Here is a 24,056-nt window from a genome sequence, read left to right as displayed (position 1 = left end):
GTCTTTAGCCCGCCAAAAAACGCGCCGCAATATCGCCTGACATGTAACTGACGCGCCCGCCCGACAGGGTGGCGGCCACCTGGTCCTGCGCGTCGAGCACAACGATATCGGCGCGCTTGCCAGGTGCCAAGATCCCCCGATCGTCCAATCCCAGAACAGCCGCCGGACCCGACGACACCAAGGCCCATGCCTGCGCAAAATCAAGCACCCCCGTGCGCGTCAGCATCAATGCAGCCCGGCGCGGTGAGGGATAGTGATAATCAGATGCGAGCGCATCACCCAGCCCCATGGTCACCAGATCAAGCGCCGAGACATTGCCCTTGTGCGACCCGCCCCGCACGACATTCGGCGCGCCCAGAACCACGGTGTTCCCCACGCCCTGCGCGGCCTCTGCCGCCTCAAGTGTTTCGGGAAATTCCGCAACAGTAACGCCGCGCTCGTGCCACATGTGGTGTCCGTGCGATGCACTATCGTCATGGCTGCCAAGCTTCACACCTTGCGCCGCCAGAGTTGCGCAAAGAGGGCCCAACGCTTCGGATGCCTGCATCGCCTGCGCATGCAACTCCAGCAACATCTGAAAATGCGCCTCCGGATTGCGCCCAGCCTTCAACGCCTGCCCCGTCAGTCGAGGCGGTTTGCGCCCCTCCGCCAGGCGGTCATGCGGCAGATGATCATTGAACACGACATAGGTGACGCCCCAGTCCGCAATCCACTTTGGCAAGTCTTTATAAAGGTCCAACAGACTGATCTCAAAGCGCAATTGCGGGCGCAGATCGGTGACGAGCGCACCACGGGTATCGCGCAGGGAACCAAACACTTGGTCGGCGAATTCAAGGCTGCGCACCCCCCCTTCCCAACTCACGAATTGTGCCAGAACGCCTGTGGTGATCCCGTTGGCCGCCAATTCAGCCTCGACCGCGATCAAGCCTTCGGCCATCTGTTTCATCGCACCCCGACGCGGGGCCATGTGCCGCTCAAATCCATCACCATGCACATCAATAATGCCGGGCAACACCTTGTATCCGCTCAGGTTTACGCACCGTCCGGCGCGATCTGCCACGATATACCCTTCTGACATGGACACTGTCGCAGGCCCAAAGCCGCGAGGGGTCAGCACATCCGCACCAACCAGATCAATTTCCAGCATCGACCTCGTCCTGAAAACAGTTGCCATCGTCACAGCCCAACTGCTCAAGCACCGCATCCACCCACCGCAGATCGCGGTCGAATTTGCCAGTCTCAAGAAAGGTCGTCACCTGGGCAATGACGTTTGGGTTGTTCATCATAAACGTATGGGTCACCGGCAAGACGATATGGTCGCGCATGCCCGCAACAGGGGTGGACAGCACCGACACCTTGCCATCATCCGGTCCCGGCAAAAGGGATGAAAAGTAGGGGTTAAGAGATTGATTACCCGCAATGATTCCCACTTCATAATCCACAGCAGGCAAACCGCGCGGCAGGTTCTGCGGCCCTGTGCCCAACTGCTCGCCCGCAGGTCCGTTCAACCAGCCAAAGGCCTCAAGATCACCCAATGTGTCGACAACCTCGCTGCCTCTGTTGGGTGGGCCCATCATCACAACGCGGCCCAGACGGGTCGGCCGGTGGTGGTGCGCAAACCAGTACCGCACCAGGATCCCGCCCATCGAGTGGGTCACGAAATGCACCACGTCGTCACCGCATTGGGCTATGGCCTGAGGCACCACAGCGCTGGCCAGTGTCTGCACCGTTTCGGAGGTCGACGGATAACCCGGACGCACCACCCGGTAGCCCTTCGCCTCAAGCGCCTGTTCCAAGACGATCAGCGACGCCTCGGTCCGGGCAAGGCCGTGCAACAACACAACGCAATCCGCACGGGCTGCCACTGTGCTGAGCATCAGCATGAAAAGGGCCGTCAAAACTCTCATACCGCTTGAGATAGCGTCGCACGCCGCCATATGAAACAGGAACGCTCCGTCCAAATGCGAGAAAGCTGCTCATGCGCCAAAAATCCCCACGCCTTGCCGTGCGCGCCATCATCGTCGAGGAAGGCCGCCTGCTGATGGTGAATGCGTGGCACGAGGCCAAAAGCCCGCTGATGTGCGCGCCGGGCGGCGGGGTCGAGGTGAACGCCAGCCTGCCCGCCAATCTGGCCCGCGAAGTCTATGAGGAAACCGGGTTGACGGTCGAGGTCGGCGCGCCCTGCCTTGTGAACGAGTACCACGACCCCGACAGCCAGTTTCATCAGGTAGAGCTGTTCTTTCGCTGCATCATTGTGCCCGGAACGGCCCGACCGGACGAGTGGTGCGATACCGAAAACGTCGTGACGCTGCGCCGCTGGCTGACCGCGGCGGAACTGGCCCAGGTGCCGCATAAACCTGACAGTCTGGCGGGCGTGGCCTTTGGGCGCGACGGGATCAGTTACGACCCCCTCGAACCCCTGATGACGTGATCGCTAGGGCGATCCCACCCAGTACCAGCAATGCCGCAAGCCCAATCGTAAGCGTCACGCTTTCCCCAAGCAGCACGGCCCCCGCTGCGATTGCGATGATCGGCACGCTCAACTGCACGACGGCTGCCGTCTGGCCTGCAAACTGCGGCAGCACATGATACCATAGCGCATAGCCCAAGCCCGATGTCAGCGCACCCGACAGGATCGCAAGCGCAATACCGGAAGGTGCCGCGTGCAGTCCCGCCCCCAACAGCAACAGTACAAGCAGCGGCAAGGCCGCCACAAAATTGGCCGCCGTCGTCGCCACAGGATCGCGCGCGCCCTTGCCCGCCAACGTGTAGGCGGCCCACCCAAGCCCTGCGATCACCATCAGGATCGAGCCGTGCATATCGCCCGACGCCGCTTCACCCGGCCACAAGGCAATGACCAGCCCCAAAAAGGCGACACATGCCCCGATGATCTGACGGGACGAAGGTGCGCTGCCCCGCAGGGCCGACCAGCCGAACATGGAAATCTGCACCGTCCCGAACAGGATCAAGGCTCCAAGGCCCGCATCCAAACTCACATAAGCCAGCGAGAACCCGATCATATAGGCGGCAAGGCTGGTGGCCCCCAGCACACGGCCCCGCACGAAAATGGGCAAACCGCCACCGCGGATGGTCAACACCATGCACAGCGCCAATGCGCCAGCCAATGTGCGGATCATCGCAAAACTTGAGGGATCAATCGCGCCGCTGTCGACCGCCATCCGGTTCAGCACCGAATTGGCGGCAAAGGCCGTCATCGTCAAAACAGTGAGTAGGAACAAACGCATCTGAGACGGGTACGCTCGTTTCGGGTCGCAGTCCAGTCACGGGTCGGTGGGCGGGTGCCTTTTGACCTTTGGGCAAAACAGTCCAGCCCTCCGACCAGCAAAAAAAGGGGCCGCTCGAAAGCGACCCCTCTCAATCAACACAAGGTTGGCGTGATTTACATCATGCCGCCCATGCCGCCCATGTCGGGCATTGCAGGCGCGCCGCCACCGTCTTTGGCGGGCTTGTCAGCCACCATCGCTTCGGTGGTGATCAGCAGGGCCGCAACGGATGCCGCGTCTTGCAGGGCGGTGCGCACAACTTTGGCCGGGTCAATGACGCCGAACTTGAACATGTCACCATATTCTTCGGTCTGCGCATTGAAGCCGAATGTCAGGTCGTCGCTTTCGCGGATTTTGCCCGCAACAACGGCGCCGTCCACACCGGCGTTCTCTGCGATCTGACGCAGAGGCGATTCGATGGCCTTGCGTACGATCGAGATGCCGACGTTCTGGTCCGCATTCTCGCCCGACACACCGTCAAGTGCTTTGCCAGCTTGCACCAGTGCCACGCCACCACCGACGACAACACCTTCCTGCACGGCCGCACGGGTCGCGTTCAGGGCATCATCCACGCGGTCTTTGCGCTCTTTCACTTCCACTTCGGACATGCCGCCGACGCGGATCACGGCAACACCGCCTGCCAGTTTGGCAACACGCTCTTGCAGCTTCTCTTTGTCGTAGTCGGATGTGGTTTCTTCGATCTGGCCGCGGATCTGGGTCACACGTGCTTCGATCTCGGCCTTTGCACCGGCACCGTCGATCACTGTGGTCTCGTCCTTGGTGATCTGAACGCGCTTGGCGGTGCCCAGCATGTCCATAGTCACCGATTCCAGTTTCATGCCCAGCTCTTCGGAGATCACCTGACCGCCGGTCAGAATACCGATGTCCTGCAGCATCGCCTTGCGACGATCACCAAAACCGGGGGCTTTGACGGCTGCGATTTTCAGACCGCCGCGCAGCTTGTTCACAACCAGCGTGGCAAGGGCTTCGCCCTCGACATCTTCAGCAATGATCAGCAGGGGCTTCTGGCTCTGGATCACCTGCTCGAGCAGAGGAACCATGGGCTGAAGCGAGGACAGTTTCTTTTCGTGCAGCAGGATCAGACAGTCTTCGAGTTCGGCTGTCATCTTGTCTGCATTGGTCACGAAATAGGGCGACAGGTAGCCGCGGTCGAACTGCATGCCTTCGACAACATCGGTCTCTGTTTCGAGGCCTTTGTTCTCTTCGACGGTGATCACACCCTCGTTGCCGACTTTCTGCATCGCGTCTGCGATCTGACGACCGATTTCAGCTTCGCCGTTGGCCGAGATGGTGCCGACCTGAGCAACTTCGTCGCTGTCAGACACGGGGCGCGAGGCGGCCTTGATCGCTTCGACAACCTTCAGGGTCGCCATGTCGATGCCGCGCTTGAGGTCCATCGGGTTCATGCCAGCGGCAACCGATTTCATACCTTCCTTGACGATGGCCTGGGCCAGAACGGTGGCGGTTGTTGTACCGTCGCCCGCTTCGTCATTGGTCCGGGAAGCAACTTCCTTGACCATCTGCGCGCCCATGTTTTCGAACTTGTCTTCCAGTTCGATTTCCTTGGCCACCGAAACACCGTCTTTGGTGATGCGGGGTGCGCCGAAGGATTTGTCCAGAACCACGTTGCGGCCCTTGGGGCCCAGTGTCACTTTGACGGCATTGGCGAGCGTGTTCACGCCCTTGAGCATACGGTCGCGTGCGTCGGTGTCGAATTTGACGTCCTTAGCCATATTCTATCTCCTTTGAGAATGTCTTGAAATGAGGTCAGAGAGAGCGCAGGCGCTTACTCGATGATCCCCATGATGTCGGATTCTTTCATCATCAGCAGCTCTTCGCCGTCGATGGTGACCTCGGTGCCGGACCATTTGCCGAACAGGATCTTGTCACCAGCCTTGACGGCCATCTCGATCAGCTCACCGCTGTCCTTGCGGGCACCGGGGCCTGCTGCGACGATTTCGCCTTCGCTTGGCTTTTCCTTGGCGCTTTCGGGGATGATAAGCCCACCAGCGGTTTTCTCTTCGCTTTCCGTGCGGCGCACCAGCACGCGGTCATGAAGCGGTTTCAATGCCATCTTTGCAGCTCCTTTAGGCTCAAAGTTTCTCCCTAGGGCCCTCATCCGAGGGCCGTTATCACTCATATGTATCGAGTGATAACGAAGCGTAGTTAGGCAACACACCGCACCGAGTCAACGGGGTGCACTCAGCAGTTTGTTAAAATCCCTCCCGTTTTTTGCCGTCGGCCCTCCATAAACCTTCGGCATAGGCCTGCCCGTCTTGGTCCAAAGTCCTATTCAGCACGCCCCATCCGGTGCCCAGATCAATCCCAGCCGCCCCGATGCGGCACAGACCGAGAAACGGAGAACTCAATGACTTACATGACAAAAACCACTGTTCTGGCTGCCCTTATTGTTCCGGGCTTTGCTCTGGCCGGCCTCAGCACAGGCAATCAGCTTGGCACAACAGAGGCAGATATTCGGGCGGCGTTGACGGCTATGGGTTATGACGTGCAGGAGATCGAAATCGAAGATGACGAGATTGAGGCCGAAGTGACCCTCGATGGGGTGGAGTACGAGATTGAGGTCGCGCTCGACACCGGTAAGGTCATTGAGATCGAAACCGAGGATGACGACGACGACACAGACGACTAACATCCGCTGAGCAATTGTCGCCCGGTGCGCCGGGCGACCCCAAAAGTTGAGACTGATCATGCCATCACGCCGCACCACCCTTTGGATCCTGTTTTGCGTGCAGGCCCTGTGCTGCGGCTATTTCCTGATCGACATCTTCTTTGATTTCTTTCTACGCCAATACACCAACACACTTGCGGACAGTGACATTGTCGAAGCCATCGTAACGCTGGCCTTGTTTCTGGGTCTGGCTTTTTCAGGGGCCGAATTGCGCCGCCTGATGCGCCGTCAGGACAAGATCACCGACCAGCTCAAGGTCGCCTCCGGGGCGTTCAGCGATCTGCTGGATGTGCGGTTTTCCGAGTGGCAACTGACCGAAGCGGAACGCGCCGTCGCTGTGCTGGCCATCAAAGGCTATTCCGTGGCTGACATGGCGCAGCTGCGCAACACCGCGCAAGGCACGGTCAAGGCGCAATGCGCGGCCCTCTATCGCAAAGCCGATGTGTCCGGGCGACTTCAACTGCTGAGCCTGTTTCTGGATGATCTGATGGCGGATACGCTGATCGAACCCGCCGCCTGAGGCCGGTCTACCCTTCGCAACAGTCCACCGACCGCGCCACAAGTCTATTGCCCGAGGACTCGTCCGGACTTCGCAACCGCCTCGGCCCCGAGGGGGGTCAGACCGTAGACACCCTTTTCCACCTTCTCAAACCAGCCATAATGATCGTCCCGCATCATCGTCGTGGCCCGCCCCACACCGGTTTCGCGCGCCACATCGGCCCCTTTGCACGCGCCCACCTCGAACAGGTACATCGCCACCTTCAACGCATCCTGCCGATAGGCCGTGATCAGCCCGACCCGCGTTTGCCCCCCATCATTGGGGTCCCCCACGCGGCCTGCAAATTCACGCAACAACTGCCCCTTGCGCTTGGTGTTCTTGCGCGGCGCGTAAGGGCCGGGATCGCAATGGACCGTCACGAGCCCGTCGCTGCTGCGCACCGTGATCAGGCCCAAGCCAAGGCGGCGGCACAGGCGCGTCATGTCCTTGACCGATTTGAGGAACCGCTTTCCCTTGCCGCGCCCCACGGCCATGTAGACGTCATCGCTGACTGCAAGGCGCGCCACGCATTGATGCACAAGGGTCAGCGAGAACCCCAGTTTCAACTCGACAATCACAGGTGGCTCGGCCCCGCGCACCGCGACCACATCCGCAGCCCCCACTTCGGACTTCACCACATATCCCTGCCCTTCCAGAAAGGCTTTGACGGGGGGGTAAAGGTCGGTTTCGCGCAGCGTCACGGGATCACTTTTGAAAAGATCGGGCCGCGCGAGGAAACCCCACGCGCGGCCTCTATGCAAGCCCTAGCGCCCGCCGGTGCGCCCCGGAAAGCGGGGCGGTCGCCCACCCCGGATTTGCGTGCGCAGGTGCGGGGTGTCCGCCAGCCCAGGCCGCGCCGGGGGTTGGGAAGGCCGCTTTGTCTTGGGCAAGGTGCGGGTGTCACCGCGCGTGCGGTTTGGTTTCTTGGATTTGGGCATGATGTGCCTCATCTGTCATATGGGATCGGGACATTGGCCGTGCAGGGCCAATAGGGTCTGCGCCCGCCAAGCGGGTCAGTCGGACTTGTCCATTGTCAGATCACTCCTGAAGAAAGGCGCGCCAGATCGCGGCGCAAGGATGGGTGTGCGGTTAAACCAGCTGATCCATGTGCAGGGCACTCCTTTTCAGATGCCCAACCATAACCCCGTGCAATGCCATCCGTCAAATCCGCGCCGCGACATCAGCGCAGCCCTGCCCCCCGTGACATGGCCCCACACCTTGCTATAAGGGCGCAAAATGACCTCTAGTTCAGGACCTGACCCCCATGACCACCCTCGTTTTCGGCCACAAATCCCCAGATACCGACTCTACCGGATCGCCCATCATCTGGGCCTGGTATCTGAACGAGATCAAAGGCAAGGATGCCGAAGCGGTCCTGCTTGGCGAGCCCAACACCGAGGCCGCCTTTGTGCTGAACAAGTGGAACCTGCCCAAGCCGCGCATCATCGACGCCGTGGCGGCAGATCAGCCCGTGGTTATCGTGGACACCAACAACCCCGCCGAACTGCCCGACGCGATCAATGATGCGGACATCACGGCGATCATTGATCACCACAAGCTGGTGGGCGGGCTTGAGACCAAAGGCCCTATCGATATTCGTATTGAACCCCTGGCCTGCACCGCCACCATCATGTGGAAGATGATCGGCAAGGACATGGCGCAGGCCCCTTCCGCGATCAAGGGCGCGATGCTGTCCTGCATCCTCTCGGACACGCTTGAGTTCCGCTCGCCCACCACGACGCAGGAAGACAAGGCGATTGCACATGGGCTGGCCAACGATCTCGACATTGATCTGTCGGCATATGCAGCGGAGATGTTCGAGGCGAAATCGGATGTGTCCGCCTTTTCAGATGCCGAATTGCTGCGCATGGACAGCAAGGAATACGAGGTCGATGGTACACAGTTCCGCGTCTCCGTACTGGAGACCACAGCCCCCAGGATCGTGCTGGATCGCAAAGACAGCCTCATCGCCTCCATGGGCGAGGTTGCCCGCGAGGACGGCGCAGACGAGGTGTTGTTGTTCGTTGTCGATATTCTGAACGAGGAAGCCACCATGCTGATCCCCAATGATCGGGTGAAAGGGGTGGCCGAAAAGAGCTTTGATGTGAGCGTGAGCGGTGACACTGTCGTGCTGCCCGGCGTGATGAGCCGCAAGAAGCAGATCATTCCCAACCTCAAGGTCTGAGGCCAAACAGGGCGGACGACACGTCCGCCTTACGTCTTTTTCGCACCTTCAGGAGATTTGCCGCATGGCCCAGATCATTTCATCCCTTGCCGAGGTTTCAGACCGCTATGATGCACTGTTCGTCGATCTGTGGGGCTGTGTGCACAACGGGGTCAAAGCCCTGCCCGAAGCGGTTGCCGCCTTGCAGACCTACCGCGCCAAGGGCGGCAAGGTGGTGCTGGTCACAAACTCACCCCGTCCGCGCGCCGGAGTGAAAAAGCAGCTTGTCCATTTTGGTGTGCCGGATGATGCCTGGGACACGATTGCCACCTCGGGCGACAGTGCCCGCACGGCGATGTTTCGCGGGGCGGTTGGCAACAAGGTCTATTTCGTCGGGCAGCCGGGGGAGGAGAAATTCTTTGAACCCATCGGCGTGATCAAGGACCCGGTCGATATCAAGATGGTCCCGCTGGAGCAGGCCACGGGCATCGTGTGCACCGGCCCGCGCGACCCGATGGCCGATCCCGACACCATGCGCGGTGAGTTCCTGATGGCCAAGCAACTGGGTTTACCGCTGCTATGTGCCAACCCGGATATCGTCGTGGACCGGGGTCACGTGCGTGAATGGTGCGCGGGCGCGCTGGCGCAGCTTTATACAGAGATGGGTGGTGAGAGCCTTTATTTCGGCAAGCCCCATCCGCCGATCTATGATCTGGCGCGCCGTCGCCTGGCGGAACTGGGTGTGGACGTGGCTGACAGCGGCATTCTGGCGATTGGTGATGGGGTGCTGACGGACATAGCAGGCGCGATGGGCGAGGATATCGATTCGCTGTTTATCTCGGGTGGGTTGGCCGCAAGCGAGACAAAAACCGTAACCCAACCGGATGCAGAGGCGCTTGAGACCTATTTGCAGGCCGAACAAAGCAGCCCGACCTTTGCGATAGGGCATCTGCGCTGACCTTCTTTCTGCTTGATTTTCTGCGCGCGCAAAGTAATTACCTTGCGTGAGAGGCGCGCAAAGCGTCAGAAAATTACCGGAGACCGATATGCTGGACAATATGCCCCGCGGCACGATCTGTATCGAAGACATCGAAATGGGCATGACCCGGTATCTGCGCAAAGAGGTTAAGGATCGCGATATCGAACTGTTTGCCGAAGTCTCCACCGATCACAATCCTGTCCACATGGATGACGACTATGCCCGCGACACGATCTTTGCGGGCCGCATCGCCCACGGGATGCTGACCGCTGGTCTGATTTCTGCGGTGATTGGCGAACAGCTGCCCGGTCATGGCACCGTCTATATGGGCCAGTCGCTGAAGTTCCTCGCCCCTGTGCGTCCTGGCGATCTGGTCCATGCCGAGGTGAAGGTGATCGACATTGATTTTGCCAAGCGCCGGGTGAAGCTGGATTGCCATTGCAGTGTTGAGGGCAAGAAGGTGTTGGTGGGTGAGGCGATGGTGCTGGCTCCGTCGCGCAAGTTCGACTGATGGTGTGACGGACTAGGAGCCGAAGGCCGGATTCATTATTTGGGGGGCTCCGCCCCCGGCTACGCCTCCCCCGCGGTATTTCTGGTCAAAAGAAGACAGGGCCGCCTGCTTGCCCTTGCGGAGTGGTGCCGCTAGGCATGGCGCTTATGAGGATCATCCGGGATTATCAGTTTGTTGATCAGTCGAGTCGCGGCGCAACCGTGGCCATCGGCAACTTTGACGGTGTGCATCTGGGCCACCAGTCGGTGATTGATCTGGCCCGTGCGGCCGCCCCCGGTGCCCCCTTGGGTATTTTGACCTTTGAGCCACATCCGAGGGCGTATTTTGCCCCGCACGCCGCGCCGTTTCGCCTGATGAGCCAAGCAGCCCGGGCCAGCCGTCTTGAAAAGCTGGGGGTGGAGCACTTGTACGAATTGCCCTTTAACGCGGGACTGGCGAGCCTCACCCCCGAGGAGTTTGCCAGCCGCGTGATCTGCGAAGGGTTGGGCCTGCGCCATGTGGTTGTGGGGGCTGATTTCTGTTTTGGGCACAAGCGCCTTGGCACTGCCGAGACACTGAAGAACTTTGGTGCCGACATGGGATTTGGCGTCACCATCGCCCCCCTTTTGGAACACTCCGAAGCCACCGTGTCTTCGACCGCGATCCGTCAGGCCTTGAGTGATGGGCGGCCACAGGACGCCGCCTCGATGCTTGGGCATTGGCACCGGATCGAAGGCCCGGTTATCGGCGGCGAGCAGCGCGGGCGCGAGTTGGGATACCCAACTGCCAACATGTCCATTGATGGTCTGCATCCACCCCGGTTCGGGGTCTATGCAGTATTGGTCGATGTGCTCGAAGGGCCCCATGCCGGGCATTATCATGGGGTCGCCAGCATGGGTGTGCGCCCGATGTTCGGGGAAAATCGCCCCAATCTTGAGACATTCCTGTTCGATTTTTCCGGTGACCTTTACGGCACCCCCTTGTCCGTCGCCCTTGTGTCCTATCTGCGCGACGAGGAAAAATTTGACGGGCTGGACGCGCTGATCATGCAGATGGATCGCGACAGTGCACAGTCTCGTGCCATCCTGGGGGCGCTGTGAGCGACCCGATCCCGCGCGTGGGGCTCAAGCCCCGGTATTGGGAAACGACCCCTTTGAAAAAGATGAACCGCGCCGAGTGGGAAGCCCTGTGTGACGGGTGCGGCAAGTGTTGCCTCAACAAGCTGGAAGACGAGGACAGCGGGCGGGTCGAATTGACCAATGTGGCCTGCCGTTTGCTGAACGATGCGACCTGCCGCTGCGCCTATTATGAAACGCGCCATCAATTTGTGCCCGATTGCATTGTCCTCAAACCCTCCAACATCGACAGTCATATCTACTGGATGCCCCAGACCTGCGCCTATCGTCTGCTGCATGCGGGCAAGCCCTTGCCAGACTGGCACCCGCTGATCAGCGGTACCCCGGACAGCGTGCATGACGCAGGCGTGTCCATGCGCGGGCGCACCGTCAGCGAATACGATGTCGCTGATGACGATTGGGAAGATCACATCATAGACGAGCCGACCTGAGGCCTTGGCCCTGCGCCGCCCAGAAGCTGCGCACATGGGTGGCAACACGATCAGGGTGCGTGATCGGGGCCATATGCCCAAGATCCGGCAACGAGACTTCTTGCACATTTGGCAACCTGCGCGCGATGGCCCCATTCAAATCCTCTGCCCAGGGTGACGTTTCGCCCCGCATGAGCAAGACCGGGCCGGTGGCCTGCGCGAATCGTCCCGGTGCAAGCAAATCCGCGCTGTCGTTCATCAGAAACGGGGCGCTGTCGCGCACGAAATGGATGCGCTCGGCCATGTAGGTCCGGCTCGCTTCGGGCAAGGTGTCCCAAGCGGCGGTATCGCCCCATGTGCTGTTGAACGCTTTTGCGGCAGCGGCCGTGTCCCCGGCCTCTAGCGCCTGATCGTAGGCTGCGGTGTCATGCCTGTAGCCGCCTGCAAATCCCGGATCGTCGGCCATCAGAGGTGCGAAATAGACGGGTTCAAACAGGATGGTGGAGCAGATACGCATCGGATGCTCGATCGCGAGCCGCAAGGCCACCGTCGCCCCGAAAGAGTGCCCAATCACATCGACCGGCCCAATCTCATCCAGCACCGCCAGCGCCATATCGGTGGCGGTGTCGTGCATCACCCCCTGCCCGTCCCAATCACCGGATTTCCCGTGATTGGGCAGGTCATAGGCATGGAGCGTCGCGATATCCGACAGTGCCGCGCCCACGCCCCGCCACGCACCGGAATGCGCCAGCGAGCAATGGATGGCGAGGACAGGCCGTGAGCCCGTCCCAAAGGTCCGCCGGTGGATATGTGGGATCACAGATCGCCGGACAGGTGCATATCCAGATCATCGAGCTTGTCCTGCCCCCAGAACCGCTGGTCCCCGTCCACGATGTAGAACGGCGCGCCAAACACACCCTTGTCCACCGCCTCTTCGAGGTTGCGGGCGTAGGTTTCGGCCCCGCTGAGCAGGCCGCTATCGGCCAGTGACGGATCAAAGCCCGCCTCACTCAGGCATGCCTTGATCACGTCGTCTTGCGCGATGTCTTTTTCCTCAGCCCAGACGGCACGCAAGACCGCATGCACGAGCGCGCCCAGATCACCACCCCCCGCCGCTTGGGCGGCGATGATCGCATAGGAGGACGGGGCCGCGTTGGTGGGCCAATGCGCGGGTTTGAGGTTGAAGGGCATGTCCAGCTTTTTGGCCTGCCGCACCAGTTCCTGCGCACGGTATTGAACGCGATTTGGGTGGCGATCCTTGGGCGGGGTGCCGCCCGTCCGTCCAAACAGCGCAACCACGTCCAGCGGTTTGTAACTCACGCTCGCCCCGTGTTTGGCCGCGATCGCTTCAAAGCGGGTGCCAGCAAGGTAGGTGTAGGGGGACAGTGTCGCAAAATAATAATCGATATGGGCCATTTCTATCTCCGGTTCGGGGGTCTTTTGTTTCGCGCGACCGTACGCCCGTGCTAGGTGGTGTCAACAACACGAATCTGTCACATATCGTGCTGCACGGGGACCGACATATGCCAAACATTCAAGAGCCCAAGCTGATCTCGGGCAATGCCAACCTGCCGTTGGCCAAAGCCATCGCGCGGCGCATGTCACTGCATCGAGGTGTCAATGTGGGCCTTGTCGAGGCGCGGGTGGAGCGGTTCAACGATGGCGAGATTTTCGTTGAGGTCTTCGAAAATGTGCGCGGTGAGGATATGTTCATCATCCAACCGACATCGAACCCCGCCAATGACAACCTGATGGAGCTGTTGATCATGTGCGACGCCCTGCGTCGTTCCTCTGCGGCCCGCATCACCGCCGTAATCCCCTATTTCGGCTATGCCCGCCAGGATCGCCGCACCAAGGCACGCACGCCGATTTCATCCAAACTGGTGGCCAACATGCTGGTGGGCGCAGGCATCGAACGGGTTCTGACCATGGACCTGCACGCAGCCCAGATCCAGGGGTTCTTTGATATCCCGGTGGACAACCTTTACGCCTCGCCGATCTTTGCCCTTGATATCAAAACACAATTTGCGGATCGGATGAACGATCTGATGATCGTCTCGCCGGATGTAGGCGGTGTGGCCCGCGCGCGTGATCTGGCCAAACGCCTCGGCGCGCCCTTGTCCATCGTGGACAAACGCCGCGAAAAGGCGGGCGAAGTGGCGGAAATGACCGTGATCGGGGATGTGTCGGGCAAGACCTGCATCATCGTGGACGATATGGTCGACACCGCAGGCACGCTGTGCAAAGCCGCCGAGGTGCTGACGGAAAACGGGGCCAATGAGGTCCATTCCTATATCTCGCACGGCGTCATGTCCGGCCCCGCGGTCGAGCGGGTAACGGCATCTGTGATGAAATCGCTGGTGATCACGGATTCGATTGAACCAACTGATGCCGTGAAATCTGCCCCCAACATCCGCATCGTGCCCACAGCCCCTGTCTTTGCCCAGGCGATCCTGAACATCTGGCACGGCACGTCCGTGTCGTCGCTGTTTGAGGCCGAAACGCTGAGCCCGATTTACGACGGGATGTATGCGGCGGAGTGAGAGGTCAGGTGCGGACTTTGCGGAAGTTCGCTGCGATTGCGCCGATGACTGCTTTGGTTCACATCGCAACCCTACTCGCCTGATCCAGCTCCACTCAAGTTAAGGAACGCATAGAGGAGAAGTAATACAATGTAAGCGGGAAACAGAATAAGGCTTAGGCGCCCCATAAGTCTAAGAAATGGTGAATCTTCGACCTGTTCTGCTTTCTTATGTGAAAAGAGCGCCGTTGTCCGTCCTGTTAACAGGCAAAAAACGATCATGATCGTAACAGGCAAGAATCCAACTACTATGGCTCCCAGCAGAATTACGCCTTGGTACTCGTTCATTTGCGCACCTGCGCGAGCCGACGAATCTCCAGAAACAACAACATGGAGCCGACATTGGTAGATGTGGCAGCATATGGCAATATGGGCTCTAAGCTGACTTTCCTATTGCAGCTGCCCAGGAATACCTGGTGTTATGGATCACATGAGATGGCAAAAGAGGCGGGTAGAGGTGGGTAAGGCCGGGATCCGCTGAACGCCATAGAAAAAAGGCCGATGCACGCGCGACGATCGACAGAGCGAGAACAACGGCGGTTCACATGAAATGGCAAAGAAGAGCGGCGAGGCTGTTGTGGCGCATTTGAATTGGCGAAGTGCGCGCACCGACGAACGGCTTTCGAAAGGCTTTCAAAAGCCAGTGAATAAAGGGTGGAGAGCGCCTCAAGATAGCTGCGGCGTTGAAAGCCTGAAGTCGAGAAGTTCCGGCGATGTGTCCCTACTCCCTTGGTAACGCAGAGACCGAACGTTCGCTCAAGTATATAGGCATGATCGGGGACAGTGAGGTGCGCACCTTTCGTTTGGAAGTAGCGGCACTTTTTCACGCATTGGGCAGGGCGGACCGTATCAGTTCGCCCGATGCAAAATTCTACTGACCGCACGGCACAAGCTCACGATCTGCTGTAAAGAAATGATCGACCTGAAACGTGGCGCTTACCTCTTCAGCTTCCAGAGCAAAACCGAGTTCGCGCTCGCCCATGAAATGGTAGATCGCGACGCTGATCTGTTCGCCGGGCTTTAATCCACCGAAGAAAAAGGCCGGATTTCCAGCAACGCCCATTGCGATCGGAGTGGGGCGGTCACCGGCCGTCACCTTGAAGCGCATGAGCGCGCCGTGGACGTCATCAGGTGAGACGTTTTTAAGCGTCACTAAGAACTCTCCATCGGACAGAGTGGCGGCTGAAATCTCGGACGAAACCAGCGCGAGTTTACCAGTTCCGCAACCTTCAAAATCGACGTTCATGTTTGCTGCGGATGCCCCTGTGGTCGTCACTGAAATCGCGCCCAGGGCAAAGCAGGCCGCTAGTAAACTTCGACTGGTTTTGGTCATGGTTTGATCCTTCCAAAATCGTTATTTTGCATCAGTATCCAATATTCTGACACGCCCGGTTAGACCACACCACCTCGCCGATGATTTCGAACTCAGCGGTGACGTCTGGTTGGGCGTGTTCTGTGGGTACATTCGAGTTATCGCTGTCGTACCTACAGTTTTCGCCCGAGCCAAACGACACGACCAATCACGCGGTAATGGCCTTGCTCCCCACGCCATGCGAACGTCGATGGGACGTCATGGCGATCCGAGTGCATCACAAGTATCTTGCCATCCAAGTTGTATTCCAGGCGGCGCAGAATGATCCGGTCGCCTTCGCGCACGGCATAGACATCGCGCTTGCTTTCGGTCCGGTTGCTGCGGTGGTCGACTAGGACTAAATCGCCCTCGCTGAAGGTAGGCTTCATCTCATCATCGGCGACCTGAATTATGGAGGCGTGGGCAGGGTCGATGCCGGAACGGTTCAGCCACTCCAAAAGGAAAGCCACGGGCGGGTCTTGAATGGGAATGTCGGGCGTATCCGCATCGGGAAAAGGGTAGCATTCGATCTCGGCATACCGGGTATCTGCCGCGTCGATATGAAGGTTCACAGGGCTGTCGGTGTCACGCTTGATGATGCTGCCAATGTCCACTCCGACGATCTCGCAGAAGGACAGCAAAGTGGCGAACTTTGGTTCGGATCGGTCGTTGAGCCAATTGTTAAAGGTGCTCTTGTGGACGCCTAGCCTAGCAGAAATTGCCGCTTCGCTAAAACCGCGCGCTTCGATCGCCGCGCGCATTCTTTGACCAGTCCCAAGCATCGCCAAGACGTGACAGACAAACCGCGATTCGGAAACCTCAAAAATTAGACAGGCAGCGCAGCGCAGAAAAGCAGTTGACATGTGCACTCAATATAACGCAGAAATGCCGTTAGTTGAGGCAACGGCATAACGCATACATCTGAGGCGAGCTATGAAACGAACACCCGATCCTGCAGCAGGCGAATGGCTACACCAGGCCATCATGGGCGCTCTCAAAGGGCGCGGCATCAAACTTGAGGAGTGGTGCAAGGATCGTGGTATCAGTTCCACGACAGTTCGTACCTACACCTACGGTTTGAACGCCGGACCGCGCAGCAAGAAGACCCTCGACAAGCTGATTGATGACGCCGGTCGCGATGTTGTTCTGTCGCTGTATTCCTATCGCCTTTTGCAGCAGGCCGAAGAGTTCAACCGGTGGGCCGCATGATGCCCACAGAGATCATTCCAGATCGCCCGACCACGCCTCGCGGCTCAGCCGCTAGTCGGGCCACCTTGTCCGGAGGTTCTGTTCGGCTCCCGGACACTTTTGTCACAACGTCAGCTCCACTCGCGGAGACGCCGAAAGGCCGCGCGACCGTATCGGCGGGCACCTCCTCCCGCCCGTCGATACGAGACCGTGTGAGCCGTATCGTGCGCCACGCCGCGTGGGTCTGGGTCGGCGACATTATCGGCGCGCTGAGCCTCTTTGTGCTCCTGTTTGGGTTGCTTTGGATCGGGGAGATTTTCGGGTGACTTTTGATCGTAAATCGTTCGGTGAGCGTGCTCGCGCTCAATTACAGATCGGAAGCGACGCCGGGGGTGACGCCCAATGACTGAAGAGCAGTTCGTTTCCATTGAGCTGATCGACATCGGTGTGCGGCTTCGCGACGTCAACGAGCATCGTGCAGAAGAGTACGCGCTCTCGATCGAAGAGAACGGCCTGCACCAAGCCATTGTCGTACGTCCAACAGAAGTCGGGCGTTTTGATCTTGTCGCTGGCGCACACCGGTTGCGCGCCCACGAGCTTTTGGGACGGGACGCAATCCGCGCCGCTGTTCGTGATCTCGACGACGACGAGGCCGACTTGGTCGAGGTCGAAGAGAACCTGTTGCGCAGGGAGTTGACGGCAGCGGAGCGTGCCATTTCGATGGGCATTTGGGATGAAGCCTTTCGGGCCAAAAACCCGGAATATGCGCATGGAGGTGACCGCAAAAGCAGTGATCAGGACAGCAAGCGGCAAACTTTGCCACATGTTTCCTACCGCGAGATCATGGAGCGCAAAACAGGGCGCTCTGGTCGCAGTAACGCAGACGATATCGCTCTGTTTAAGACGCTCGGTGTCGACGCCCTGCGAAGCCTTTCACGCTCGAGCATCGCGGACAACATGGTCCAGCTCAAGGCGATCGCAAAGCTGGACGATCCCATGCAGATCGAGCGCTGCGCCGACGACATTGCGGAAGGTCGCTATGGCTCGGTGAAGGACTGGCGCATCGCAATCGGCGACCTCGACGAACCCGCTAAGCCCTTGGGTGCGAAAGCTGCCTGGATGGAAAAGCAGATCGCACACTGGGGCGAAGGCAAGAAGGCCTGGCGGGACGAATTCTTGGCCCGGATTGCGAGCGATCAATGAAAGAGTGGTATTCGATTTCTGACCTCGTCGCGCTGCGCCACGCCAGCCTGCCCGGCAGTGAGAAGTCGCTGCGCAGGACGGCCCGCGACAACCATTGGGACGCTGACAAAAACCGATCACGTGAGGTCGCAGGCGGCGGTGGACAACGCGGTGTGCGCAAAGAATACCACTACACCCTGCTGCCTCACTTCCTTCAGGCTGAACTCGTCACCAACGCCATGATCGACGAGGTCACCGCCCAGGAACGCGATCAGCGCGCGGAGTTGGTATCGGAAAGCCTCTGGCATCGCTTCCAGACGGCCCCCGAGGGATCGCGCACCGAAGCTGACAAGCGCCTCAAGCTGGTGCAGCAGATCGCCAAGCTGCGCGAGAGCAAGCCTGACATGGTCGCCCTGACCTTGGTCGAGATTTCATCGAAAGTTCCGCAGCGCACGCTCTACCGGTGGCTCGGCGAAGTGCGCGGCCTGCACAAGAGCGATTGGCTTCCCCGAGCATGTCTATTTCGACAACGGTCGCGCGTTCATGTCGAAGTGGATCACCGGCGGCGGCATGAAGCATCGCTTCCGCTTCAAGATCAAAGAAGAGGAACCGCGCGGGGTGCTGACACAGCTCGGCGTCGAGGTTCATAACACCACCCCCTATCATGGGCAGGCCAAGCCAATCGAACGGGCGTGGCGCGACATGGTTGATCGCATTTCACGTCACCCCAAGATGGACGGCGCGTTCACCGGCAACACGATCGACGCCAAGCCCGAGAACTACCGCGCCCGCGCTATCCCGATCGACGAATTCCGGAAGTTTGTTGCGCATGAAATCATGCGTCACAACACCCGTAAGGACAGGAACACCCAAACTGCCAAAGGCCGCAGTTTCCATGAGGTGTTTCAGGAGAGCATCGACAAGCCGGGCGTGATGGTGCGCAAGGCCTCGGCCCTGCAGCGTCAGTTCTTTCTGCTGGCTGGTGAAGGCAAGACGGCGCGCAAGGGCAACGGCGAAATCCACCTCGCGGGCAACCGCTATTGGAGCGAACACTTGATCGCCCATGCAGGCCGCAAGCTGATGATCCGGTTCGATCCCGAGAACATGCACGGCGGCGTCTATGTCTACACCCTCGACGGTCGGTTCATCGACTTCGCTGAGTGCATCGAGGCCGTGGGCTTCAACGATGCCGGTGCCGCCCGCGAACACGCCAAACTGAAGCGCCAGTTCCTGAAGGCGAACCGCGAGATGCTACGGCTTGCCCGCCAGTTGACGCCCGCACAAGTCGCCGCGCAGATCCCAGACCCTGAACCGATCGACGTGGCGCTGCCAAAGGTGGTTGGTCTCGAGTTTTCCGACAAGCACCGAACCACGACGGACAGTGAGAATGACGGTTTCGGCTCCGGTCTTGCCGCATCGCTTGGGGTGTCGAGCATCTTCGACACGCCGAGCCAAAAAAAAGAGGGCGGATAAACCGCCCCCTTCAAAGTCTCTCTCTTAACACAAGGAATATCCCATGAACGGGAAATCAGATCAAGGCACGAGCAAAGCCAGCGTATTTTCAAGCCCAAAGAGCGTGCCGGACTTCAAGGGCGACGCCAATCTGTCCGAGCGCTGGACTGTTGCCACGAAGACGGTGGCCATTCTCGCGGCTCAGCAGGGGTGGAACAAATCCGAGGTTGCACGCCGGGCCGACATGGCCATTGGTACATTCTCGGGCTGGTATGACGGCACCTACGGTGGCCGTTACGACACCACGACCAAAGCCGTCGAAAAGCTGATCGCACAGGTTCGCACCGAAACTGAGGCCCGCTCTGCGCTGCCTGTTGAGCCGGCCTTTCTGCAGACCCGCGTGGCACGCGAACTGTTCGAGGCCTTCACTTACGCGCAGATGATGCCCACCATGGCGATTGCCACGCTCGTCTCGGGTCTGGGCAAGACGGAAGCCGCCGAGGCGTTTCAGGCGATGCACCCGCACGTCTACATCGTCACGCTCAGCCCTTCGAGCCGCAGCCCGCACACGATGAAGACGGAGATCGGTACGGCGCTTGGCCTCGACACCAAGAACGGTGCGACGCTCAAGCTCGGCATCACCACGGCGCTCAAGCGCGATGGTTTCAGCGCCCTCCTGATTGTCGACGAGGCTCAGAACCTCTCCGAGGAAAGCATCAACGAGCTGCGGTATTTCCGGGACAAGGCCAAGTGCGGCCTCGTCCTGCTCGGCAATGACGAGACGACAACGCCCTATGCCAGCCGGGACATCAACCATGCTTCGACGCAGGTGGTGTCGCGCATCGGTTTCCGGGTGAATGTGATGCGGCCATTCCCGGAGGATGTAGAGGCTTTCCTCGACGCGTGGCAGATCGACCGCGAGGATCTGCGCGAGACCGCCCGCAAGGTCAGCAACAAACCCGGTGCATTCCGTGCCTTAGGTGAGACCATGAAACTGGCCGCGATGATTGCGCGCGGGCAAGGCCGCCCCATGGAACCGATCGACATCAAGATCGCTTACGAGCGCCGTGGCGGGGGGATCGTCTAGTGCAACCGCACTTGGATCATGGCCAGCGGTTTTCCGGCATCATAGGGATCATCATCAGAACCGTATGCGCCGAGCGGCGTGTTTCGGTGGCTGATGTGGTCTCGATGATCTGAACTCCATCACCGTTGGCTCACCGCTGAGCTACGCGGCCATCCACCATTTTGGCGGCGTCATCAAACCCAAGAAGGCCAAGGCGCTGGCGTTCAAGGCGGGTGGCGACAGCGTGTTTGCCAAACAGGTCACCATTCCGGCGCGCCCCTACATGGGTGTCAGCACCGACAACGCCCGCGAGATCGAGAGCGCGATCGGCGATTTCATGAAAGCGGTGCTGCAATGACGCTGGCCGCCCACCTTCAAGCCATCGAGGCCGCGTTGAATGACGCCGATCTGCCGCCGTGCTGTGACGTGGCAATCTCGCCTGGGCGGTTCGACGCAAGCGAGCTGGGCCGCACGAGTTTCCGGGGGCCTGCGCTGCGCGTGGCGTTCCTTGGCGCACCGCGCACGACACCTTTGGCTGACACGTCCCGCCGGTACGGCTGCGCCTTTGCGGTGTTCATCCTGACCGAAGGGCGCAACCGCGCGATCGAGGGCCTGGACCTGACCGAACTCGTGGCCGAGGTTGTCGAGCTGAACCGCTTCAGCCATGCGCGTGTCGGGATCCCCGATAGCATCCGCCTGGACACTCTGTATTCGGGCGATGTGGATGATAAAGGCGTGTCGATCTTTTCGGTGTCCTGGACGCAGGCCATGCGGATCGGCGCGAGCGTCGGCTCCGGTACCGCCTCGCTGGATGCAGCGGTGCCGGATTCGGAGCGCGAGCTGACCGAGCATTTCGAGCTGATCCAAGAACCGGGGTTGGATGACTGATGTCCGGTTTGCCTTCCATCATCGCTGGCCTGCAGCGCCAGATTGTCGAGCTGGAGCGCCGACAGGCCAATGTCATGCGATCGGGCAAGGTCGTGGACGTCGATCCCGCAACGCAGCGCGTGAAGGTCGAACTGGGCGATGCCGACAATCCCTTGGTCTCGCCGTGGATCCGCTGGTCGGACACCGGCGGCGCGGCCAAGACATGGAACCCGCCGACTGTTGGCGCGCTGATGACGGTCATGTCGCCCATGGGTGATCTTGACGAAAAGTCGCTCGCGATCAGCGGCGGCTACACCGACACCAACCCGGCACCATCTGCGGATGGCGATGCGACCGTGTTCACCTTGGGCGGCCTCACGATCACGCTCAAGGGCGCATCGGCTGTGGTGGTGCTCGGTGGCGTGACCGTCGAGCTGACCGGATCCGGCATCACCGTAACCGGCGGCGATATCACCCATGACGGCAAGGACGTGGGTGCAACGCACACGCATGGCGGCATCTCCAAAGGCCCTGACGACACCAAAGTACCCAACTGAAGGACAAGACCATGACGAAAAAACCAACTGGAAAAGATCAGGACACGCCGAAGGCCTATGAGGTCGTCTCCGAGTTCTGGGACGGGAACCATCTGCGCGCCGTGGGCGACACTGTTCACAAGACGGACGCGCAAGCGAAGTATCTCGTGCCCTCGCCGATCCGCCTGAAGGGCAGCGCCACAAAGGCACCCACGGTGACGTCCAAAGACCAGGGCCCAGGCAAGAAGAGCGACAAGTAAAGCCATGGCCGGGATGGATCGCCGCACCGGACAGCGCATCGACGGCTGGGCGCATATCGCTCAGTCACTTGGTGTGCTGTTCACGGCCCGCGTTGGGACGCGGATCGAGCGGCGATCCGTCGGCTCTCTCGCGCCTGACCTTCAGGACCGGCCCGCGAACAATGAGACGGTGCTGGATTACTTCGTGTCGATCGCGGAGGCCATCGAGCGCAGCGAACAGCGGATCAGTCAGGCGCGTGGTCGCCTGATGGGCGCGGCCGCGATGGCCGCAACCCTTGCCGCCCCCGTGATCGTGGCGGGCAACTTCGAAGAGAAGATGATCGACTTCGCCATTCTGGCGGAGATCAGCGGCGATCGGGTCGCGGCGCTGGACCAGCAACTGGATGATCTGCGGCGCAAGACTGGCAAGGGCAAGGTCGAACTGCTCGACGGGCTTTCGGCCTACGTGGGCAAGGGTTTGGGCCTCGACGAGGCGCTGGCCTCGATTGAGGCAACGGGCATCGCGGCTGTGGCCACCAAATCAATGATGAACGAGATGGCCAGTTCCGGCTTTTCGATCATGGACAACCTCGAAGTGGCACCGGATCGGCTGAAGAAGGCCTTCGATGTCATGGCCGTCTCGGGCAAGGAAGGGTCGTTCGAGCTGGCCGCGATGGCGCGCAAGTTTCCTGAAATCACGGCGGGCGCGAAGTCGCTCAAGATGGATGGAGTGGACGCCGTTGCGTCCTTGGCGGCTGCGCTTCAGGTGGCCATGAAAGCGGCAGGCTCGGAGGATCAGGCGGCGACGAACCTGACCAACTTCATGGGCAAGATCACGGCCCCTGACACGGTCAAGAAGTTCAAGGACGCCGGGACCGATATCGAGAAGGAGCTGAAGATCGCGCTCGAGCGAGGCACCGATCCGCTCGAACACATGCTGATGGTGATCGAGAAGATGACCGGTGGCGACGCGTTCAAGATGGGCGAGCTGTTCGCAGACAAACAAGTGCTGGACTTCCTGCGCGCGGCCATTCCGAACCTTGAAGAGTACCAGCGCATCCGGGACAAGGCGATGGGTGCCGACGGGACGCTGGATGCAGACGCCGAGCGGGTGTTGCAGGGGTTCAATGCGCAGTGGAAGCTGTTGCGCGACAGCGTGACGGCCATGCTGGGTCCGGCGGGTGCGCTCTTGCCGATCTTCACCGATCTGATGACCAACGCACGCGGATTTGTTGAACAGGTGAACGCGTGGACGCAAGCCAACCCGGAGCTGAAGCCGCGCTCGCGCTATTCCAAGGTGATCGCGAACTGGCAGGATCGGGGCAGTGGAACGACCAAGCGCGTGACCGTTAAAGCGGCTGAAAAAGGCCCTTCGATGACGCTTCGAGAGGTCTATCAGGATCGCGAGGATGCGCGGAAGGCGGCGGACGCACGCGTGAAGGAATTGCGGGCTGGCGAAGGCGAGCTGACCCTCGAGCTGATTGGCGACCCACACGCGCGTGCCGAGGCACCGCTGAACATCACAAACGTGGCCCCGGATGTCGACGGGTCATGGGTGGCCTCGACAGTGACGCACTTGTGGGACTATGGTGAGGAAGGCGGCGCGAAGACGACCGTAGAAGCAGAGTTCGGTCAAGAAGAAGAGGCCGATGACAAGTCAGATAAACAGGCACCCAAGTCGAAGAAACCCCAAGGCGAGTACGTGTCAGTTCTTGACCGCTAGAGGGCCAATTTACGGGAAAAATTTTCCTGACAAATCAAGTGAGCCATTTTGCCAACTCAAGTGCGCCGCTACACCTGGCCAGCCCCCAACATCACCCCCTCCCCCAAACCCACTGGACACCTTGCGCCCTATTGCCGATGATCTTCCCAACCACACGGGG

At 60.0% G+C, this 24,056-nt stretch carries 30 protein-coding genes; 19 read left to right on the top strand and 11 right to left on the bottom strand.

The features are described from left to right. Positions 1-4: 4 nt before the first annotated feature. Complete coding sequence (locus tag Q0859_RS13850; RefSeq protein ID WP_299152045.1) at positions 5-1,147, bottom strand: alpha-D-ribose 1-methylphosphonate 5-triphosphate diphosphatase; 1,143 nt, start codon at positions 1,145-1,147, stop codon at positions 5-7. Continuing rightward, positions 1,134-1,907, bottom strand: coding sequence for an alpha/beta fold hydrolase (locus tag Q0859_RS13845; protein ID WP_299152044.1), 774 nt, complete (start codon positions 1,905-1,907; stop codon positions 1,134-1,136). Before Q0859_RS13845 ends, Q0859_RS13850 begins: the two co-directional genes overlap by 14 nt. 71 nt (positions 1,908-1,978) lie before the next feature. Between Q0859_RS13845 and Q0859_RS13840 the strand changes: the two genes are divergently transcribed. Continuing rightward, a complete protein-coding gene (locus Q0859_RS13840) occupies positions 1,979-2,431 on the top strand; it encodes an NUDIX domain-containing protein (RefSeq protein WP_299152043.1) in 453 nt (150 codons plus the stop codon). Here Q0859_RS13840 and Q0859_RS13835 read toward each other — a convergent pair. From Q0859_RS13835 to Q0859_RS13825, 3 genes are all read right to left on the bottom strand, one after another. Next, positions 2,397-3,245 carry a DMT family transporter gene (locus Q0859_RS13835; RefSeq protein WP_299152042.1) on the bottom strand — a complete coding sequence of 283 codons (849 nt, stop codon included), beginning with the start codon at positions 3,243-3,245 and terminating at the stop codon, positions 2,397-2,399. The two genes, Q0859_RS13840 and Q0859_RS13835, sit on opposite strands and share 35 nt — an antisense overlap. A gap of 155 nt (positions 3,246-3,400) precedes the next feature. Beyond that, positions 3,401-5,038: a chaperonin GroEL gene (groL, locus tag Q0859_RS13830; RefSeq protein ID WP_299152041.1), complete on the bottom strand. Its 1,638-nt coding sequence runs from the start codon at positions 5,036-5,038 to the stop codon at positions 3,401-3,403. Between the two features lie 53 nt (positions 5,039-5,091). After that, complete coding sequence (locus Q0859_RS13825) at positions 5,092-5,379, bottom strand: co-chaperone GroES (protein WP_299152040.1); 288 nt, start codon at positions 5,377-5,379, stop codon at positions 5,092-5,094. Between the two features lie 294 nt (positions 5,380-5,673). Between Q0859_RS13825 and Q0859_RS13820 the strand changes: the two genes are divergently transcribed. Together Q0859_RS13820 and Q0859_RS13815 are read left to right on the top strand one after the other, a co-directional pair. After that, positions 5,674-5,955 carry a PepSY domain-containing protein gene (locus Q0859_RS13820; RefSeq protein ID WP_299152039.1) on the top strand — a complete coding sequence of 94 codons (282 nt, stop codon included), beginning with the start codon at positions 5,674-5,676 and terminating at the stop codon, positions 5,953-5,955. Positions 5,956-6,013: 58 nt separating this feature from the next. Continuing rightward, entirely contained in the window at positions 6,014-6,514 is a 501-nt protein-coding gene (locus Q0859_RS13815; RefSeq protein ID WP_299152038.1) for a hypothetical protein, read from the top strand. Between the two features lie 44 nt (positions 6,515-6,558). Here Q0859_RS13815 and Q0859_RS13810 read toward each other — a convergent pair whose 3' ends face one another. Together Q0859_RS13810 and Q0859_RS13805 are read right to left on the bottom strand one after the other, a co-directional pair. Next, complete coding sequence (locus Q0859_RS13810) at positions 6,559-7,227, bottom strand: DUF2161 family putative PD-(D/E)XK-type phosphodiesterase (RefSeq protein WP_299152129.1); 669 nt, start codon at positions 7,225-7,227, stop codon at positions 6,559-6,561. Positions 7,228-7,296: 69 nt separating this feature from the next. Further along, complete coding sequence (locus Q0859_RS13805) at positions 7,297-7,470, bottom strand: hypothetical protein (RefSeq protein WP_299152036.1); 174 nt, start codon at positions 7,468-7,470, stop codon at positions 7,297-7,299. A 326-nt stretch (positions 7,471-7,796) separates the two neighbouring features. Here Q0859_RS13805 and Q0859_RS13800 point away from each other — a divergent pair, with 326 nt between their 5' ends. The 5 genes from Q0859_RS13800 (at position 7,797) to Q0859_RS13780 (ending at position 11,732) form a co-directional block, all read left to right on the top strand. Beyond that, entirely contained in the window at positions 7,797-8,717 is a 921-nt protein-coding gene (locus tag Q0859_RS13800; protein ID WP_299152034.1) for a manganese-dependent inorganic pyrophosphatase, read from the top strand. 64 nt (positions 8,718-8,781) lie between these two features. Beyond that, positions 8,782-9,654 carry a TIGR01459 family HAD-type hydrolase gene (locus Q0859_RS13795; protein ID WP_299152032.1) on the top strand — a complete coding sequence of 291 codons (873 nt, stop codon included), beginning with the start codon at positions 8,782-8,784 and terminating at the stop codon, positions 9,652-9,654. An 88-nt stretch (positions 9,655-9,742) separates the two neighbouring features. Continuing rightward, entirely contained in the window at positions 9,743-10,186 is a 444-nt protein-coding gene (locus Q0859_RS13790) for a MaoC family dehydratase (protein WP_299152030.1), read from the top strand. 146 nt (positions 10,187-10,332) lie between these two features. Next, entirely contained in the window at positions 10,333-11,265 is a 933-nt protein-coding gene (locus Q0859_RS13785; RefSeq protein WP_299152029.1) for a bifunctional riboflavin kinase/FAD synthetase, read from the top strand. Further along, entirely contained in the window at positions 11,262-11,732 is a 471-nt protein-coding gene (locus Q0859_RS13780) for a YcgN family cysteine cluster protein (protein ID WP_299152028.1), read from the top strand. The genes Q0859_RS13785 and Q0859_RS13780 overlap by 4 nt, the downstream gene beginning before the upstream one ends. On the opposite strand, the gene Q0859_RS13775 is transcribed toward Q0859_RS13780, so the two are convergent. Continuing rightward, the gene (locus Q0859_RS13775) at positions 11,713-12,531 is read right to left on the bottom strand and encodes an alpha/beta hydrolase (protein ID WP_299152027.1); all 819 of its coding nucleotides are present in this window, start codon (positions 12,529-12,531) and stop codon (positions 11,713-11,715) included. The two genes, Q0859_RS13780 and Q0859_RS13775, sit on opposite strands and share 20 nt — an antisense overlap. Beyond that, the gene (locus Q0859_RS13770) at positions 12,528-13,127 is read right to left on the bottom strand and encodes a 2-hydroxychromene-2-carboxylate isomerase (RefSeq protein ID WP_299152026.1); all 600 of its coding nucleotides are present in this window, start codon (positions 13,125-13,127) and stop codon (positions 12,528-12,530) included. The genes Q0859_RS13775 and Q0859_RS13770 overlap by 4 nt, the downstream gene beginning before the upstream one ends. A gap of 107 nt (positions 13,128-13,234) precedes the next feature. On the opposite strand from Q0859_RS13770, the gene Q0859_RS13765 reads away from it, so the two are divergent. Then, complete coding sequence (locus Q0859_RS13765; protein ID WP_299152025.1) at positions 13,235-14,254, top strand: ribose-phosphate pyrophosphokinase; 1,020 nt, start codon at positions 13,235-13,237, stop codon at positions 14,252-14,254. 909 nt (positions 14,255-15,163) lie between these two features. On the opposite strand, the gene Q0859_RS13760 is transcribed toward Q0859_RS13765, so the two are convergent. Both Q0859_RS13760 and Q0859_RS13755 read right to left on the bottom strand, forming a co-directional pair. Next, the gene (locus tag Q0859_RS13760) at positions 15,164-15,625 is read right to left on the bottom strand and encodes a hypothetical protein (RefSeq protein ID WP_299152024.1); all 462 of its coding nucleotides are present in this window, start codon (positions 15,623-15,625) and stop codon (positions 15,164-15,166) included. 152 nt (positions 15,626-15,777) lie between these two features. After that, a complete protein-coding gene (locus Q0859_RS13755; RefSeq protein ID WP_299152023.1) occupies positions 15,778-16,404 on the bottom strand; it encodes an XRE family transcriptional regulator in 627 nt (208 codons plus the stop codon). A 172-nt stretch (positions 16,405-16,576) separates the two neighbouring features. Between Q0859_RS13755 and Q0859_RS13750 the strand changes: the two genes are divergently transcribed. The 10 genes from Q0859_RS13750 (at position 16,577) to Q0859_RS13705 (ending at position 23,896) form a co-directional block, all read left to right on the top strand. Further along, positions 16,577-16,852 carry a hypothetical protein gene (locus tag Q0859_RS13750; RefSeq protein WP_299152022.1) on the top strand — a complete coding sequence of 92 codons (276 nt, stop codon included), beginning with the start codon at positions 16,577-16,579 and terminating at the stop codon, positions 16,850-16,852. A gap of 381 nt (positions 16,853-17,233) precedes the next feature. Next, a complete protein-coding gene (locus tag Q0859_RS13745; RefSeq protein ID WP_299152021.1) occupies positions 17,234-18,034 on the top strand; it encodes a ParB N-terminal domain-containing protein in 801 nt (266 codons plus the stop codon). Then, complete coding sequence (locus Q0859_RS13740; protein WP_299152020.1) at positions 18,031-18,663, top strand: hypothetical protein; 633 nt, start codon at positions 18,031-18,033, stop codon at positions 18,661-18,663. Before Q0859_RS13745 ends, Q0859_RS13740 begins: the two co-directional genes overlap by 4 nt. Next, positions 18,557-19,486, top strand: coding sequence for a transposase (locus tag Q0859_RS13735; RefSeq protein WP_299152019.1), 930 nt, complete (start codon positions 18,557-18,559; stop codon positions 19,484-19,486). The genes Q0859_RS13740 and Q0859_RS13735 overlap by 107 nt, the downstream gene beginning before the upstream one ends. A gap of 43 nt (positions 19,487-19,529) precedes the next feature. Further along, on the top strand, positions 19,530-20,552 hold the full coding sequence (locus Q0859_RS13730) for an AAA family ATPase (protein ID WP_299152018.1): 1,023 nt from the start codon (positions 19,530-19,532) through the stop codon (positions 20,550-20,552). 109 nt (positions 20,553-20,661) lie between these two features. Beyond that, positions 20,662-20,889 carry a phage virion morphogenesis protein gene (locus Q0859_RS13725; RefSeq protein ID WP_366523204.1) on the top strand — a complete coding sequence of 76 codons (228 nt, stop codon included), beginning with the start codon at positions 20,662-20,664 and terminating at the stop codon, positions 20,887-20,889. After that, positions 20,886-21,419 (top strand): hypothetical protein, encoded by a 534-nt coding sequence (locus Q0859_RS13720; RefSeq protein ID WP_299152017.1) that lies wholly within the window; start codon positions 20,886-20,888, stop codon positions 21,417-21,419. Before Q0859_RS13725 ends, Q0859_RS13720 begins: the two co-directional genes overlap by 4 nt. Next, a complete protein-coding gene (locus tag Q0859_RS13715) occupies positions 21,419-21,955 on the top strand; it encodes a phage baseplate assembly protein V (protein ID WP_299152016.1) in 537 nt (178 codons plus the stop codon). Before Q0859_RS13720 ends, Q0859_RS13715 begins: the two co-directional genes overlap by 1 nt. Positions 21,956-21,966: 11 nt before the next feature. Next, complete coding sequence (locus Q0859_RS13710) at positions 21,967-22,194, top strand: hypothetical protein (protein ID WP_299152014.1); 228 nt, start codon at positions 21,967-21,969, stop codon at positions 22,192-22,194. Positions 22,195-22,207: 13 nt separating this feature from the next. Further along, on the top strand, positions 22,208-23,896 hold the full coding sequence (locus Q0859_RS13705; protein WP_299152013.1) for a phage tail tape measure protein: 1,689 nt from the start codon (positions 22,208-22,210) through the stop codon (positions 23,894-23,896). Positions 23,897-24,056 lie beyond the last annotated feature (160 nt).

Source organism: uncultured Tateyamaria sp. (genome assembly GCF_947497045.1).
GTDB lineage: Bacteria > Pseudomonadota > Alphaproteobacteria > Rhodobacterales > Rhodobacteraceae > Tateyamaria.
This window is presented reverse-complemented; position numbering and strand designations above follow the sequence as displayed.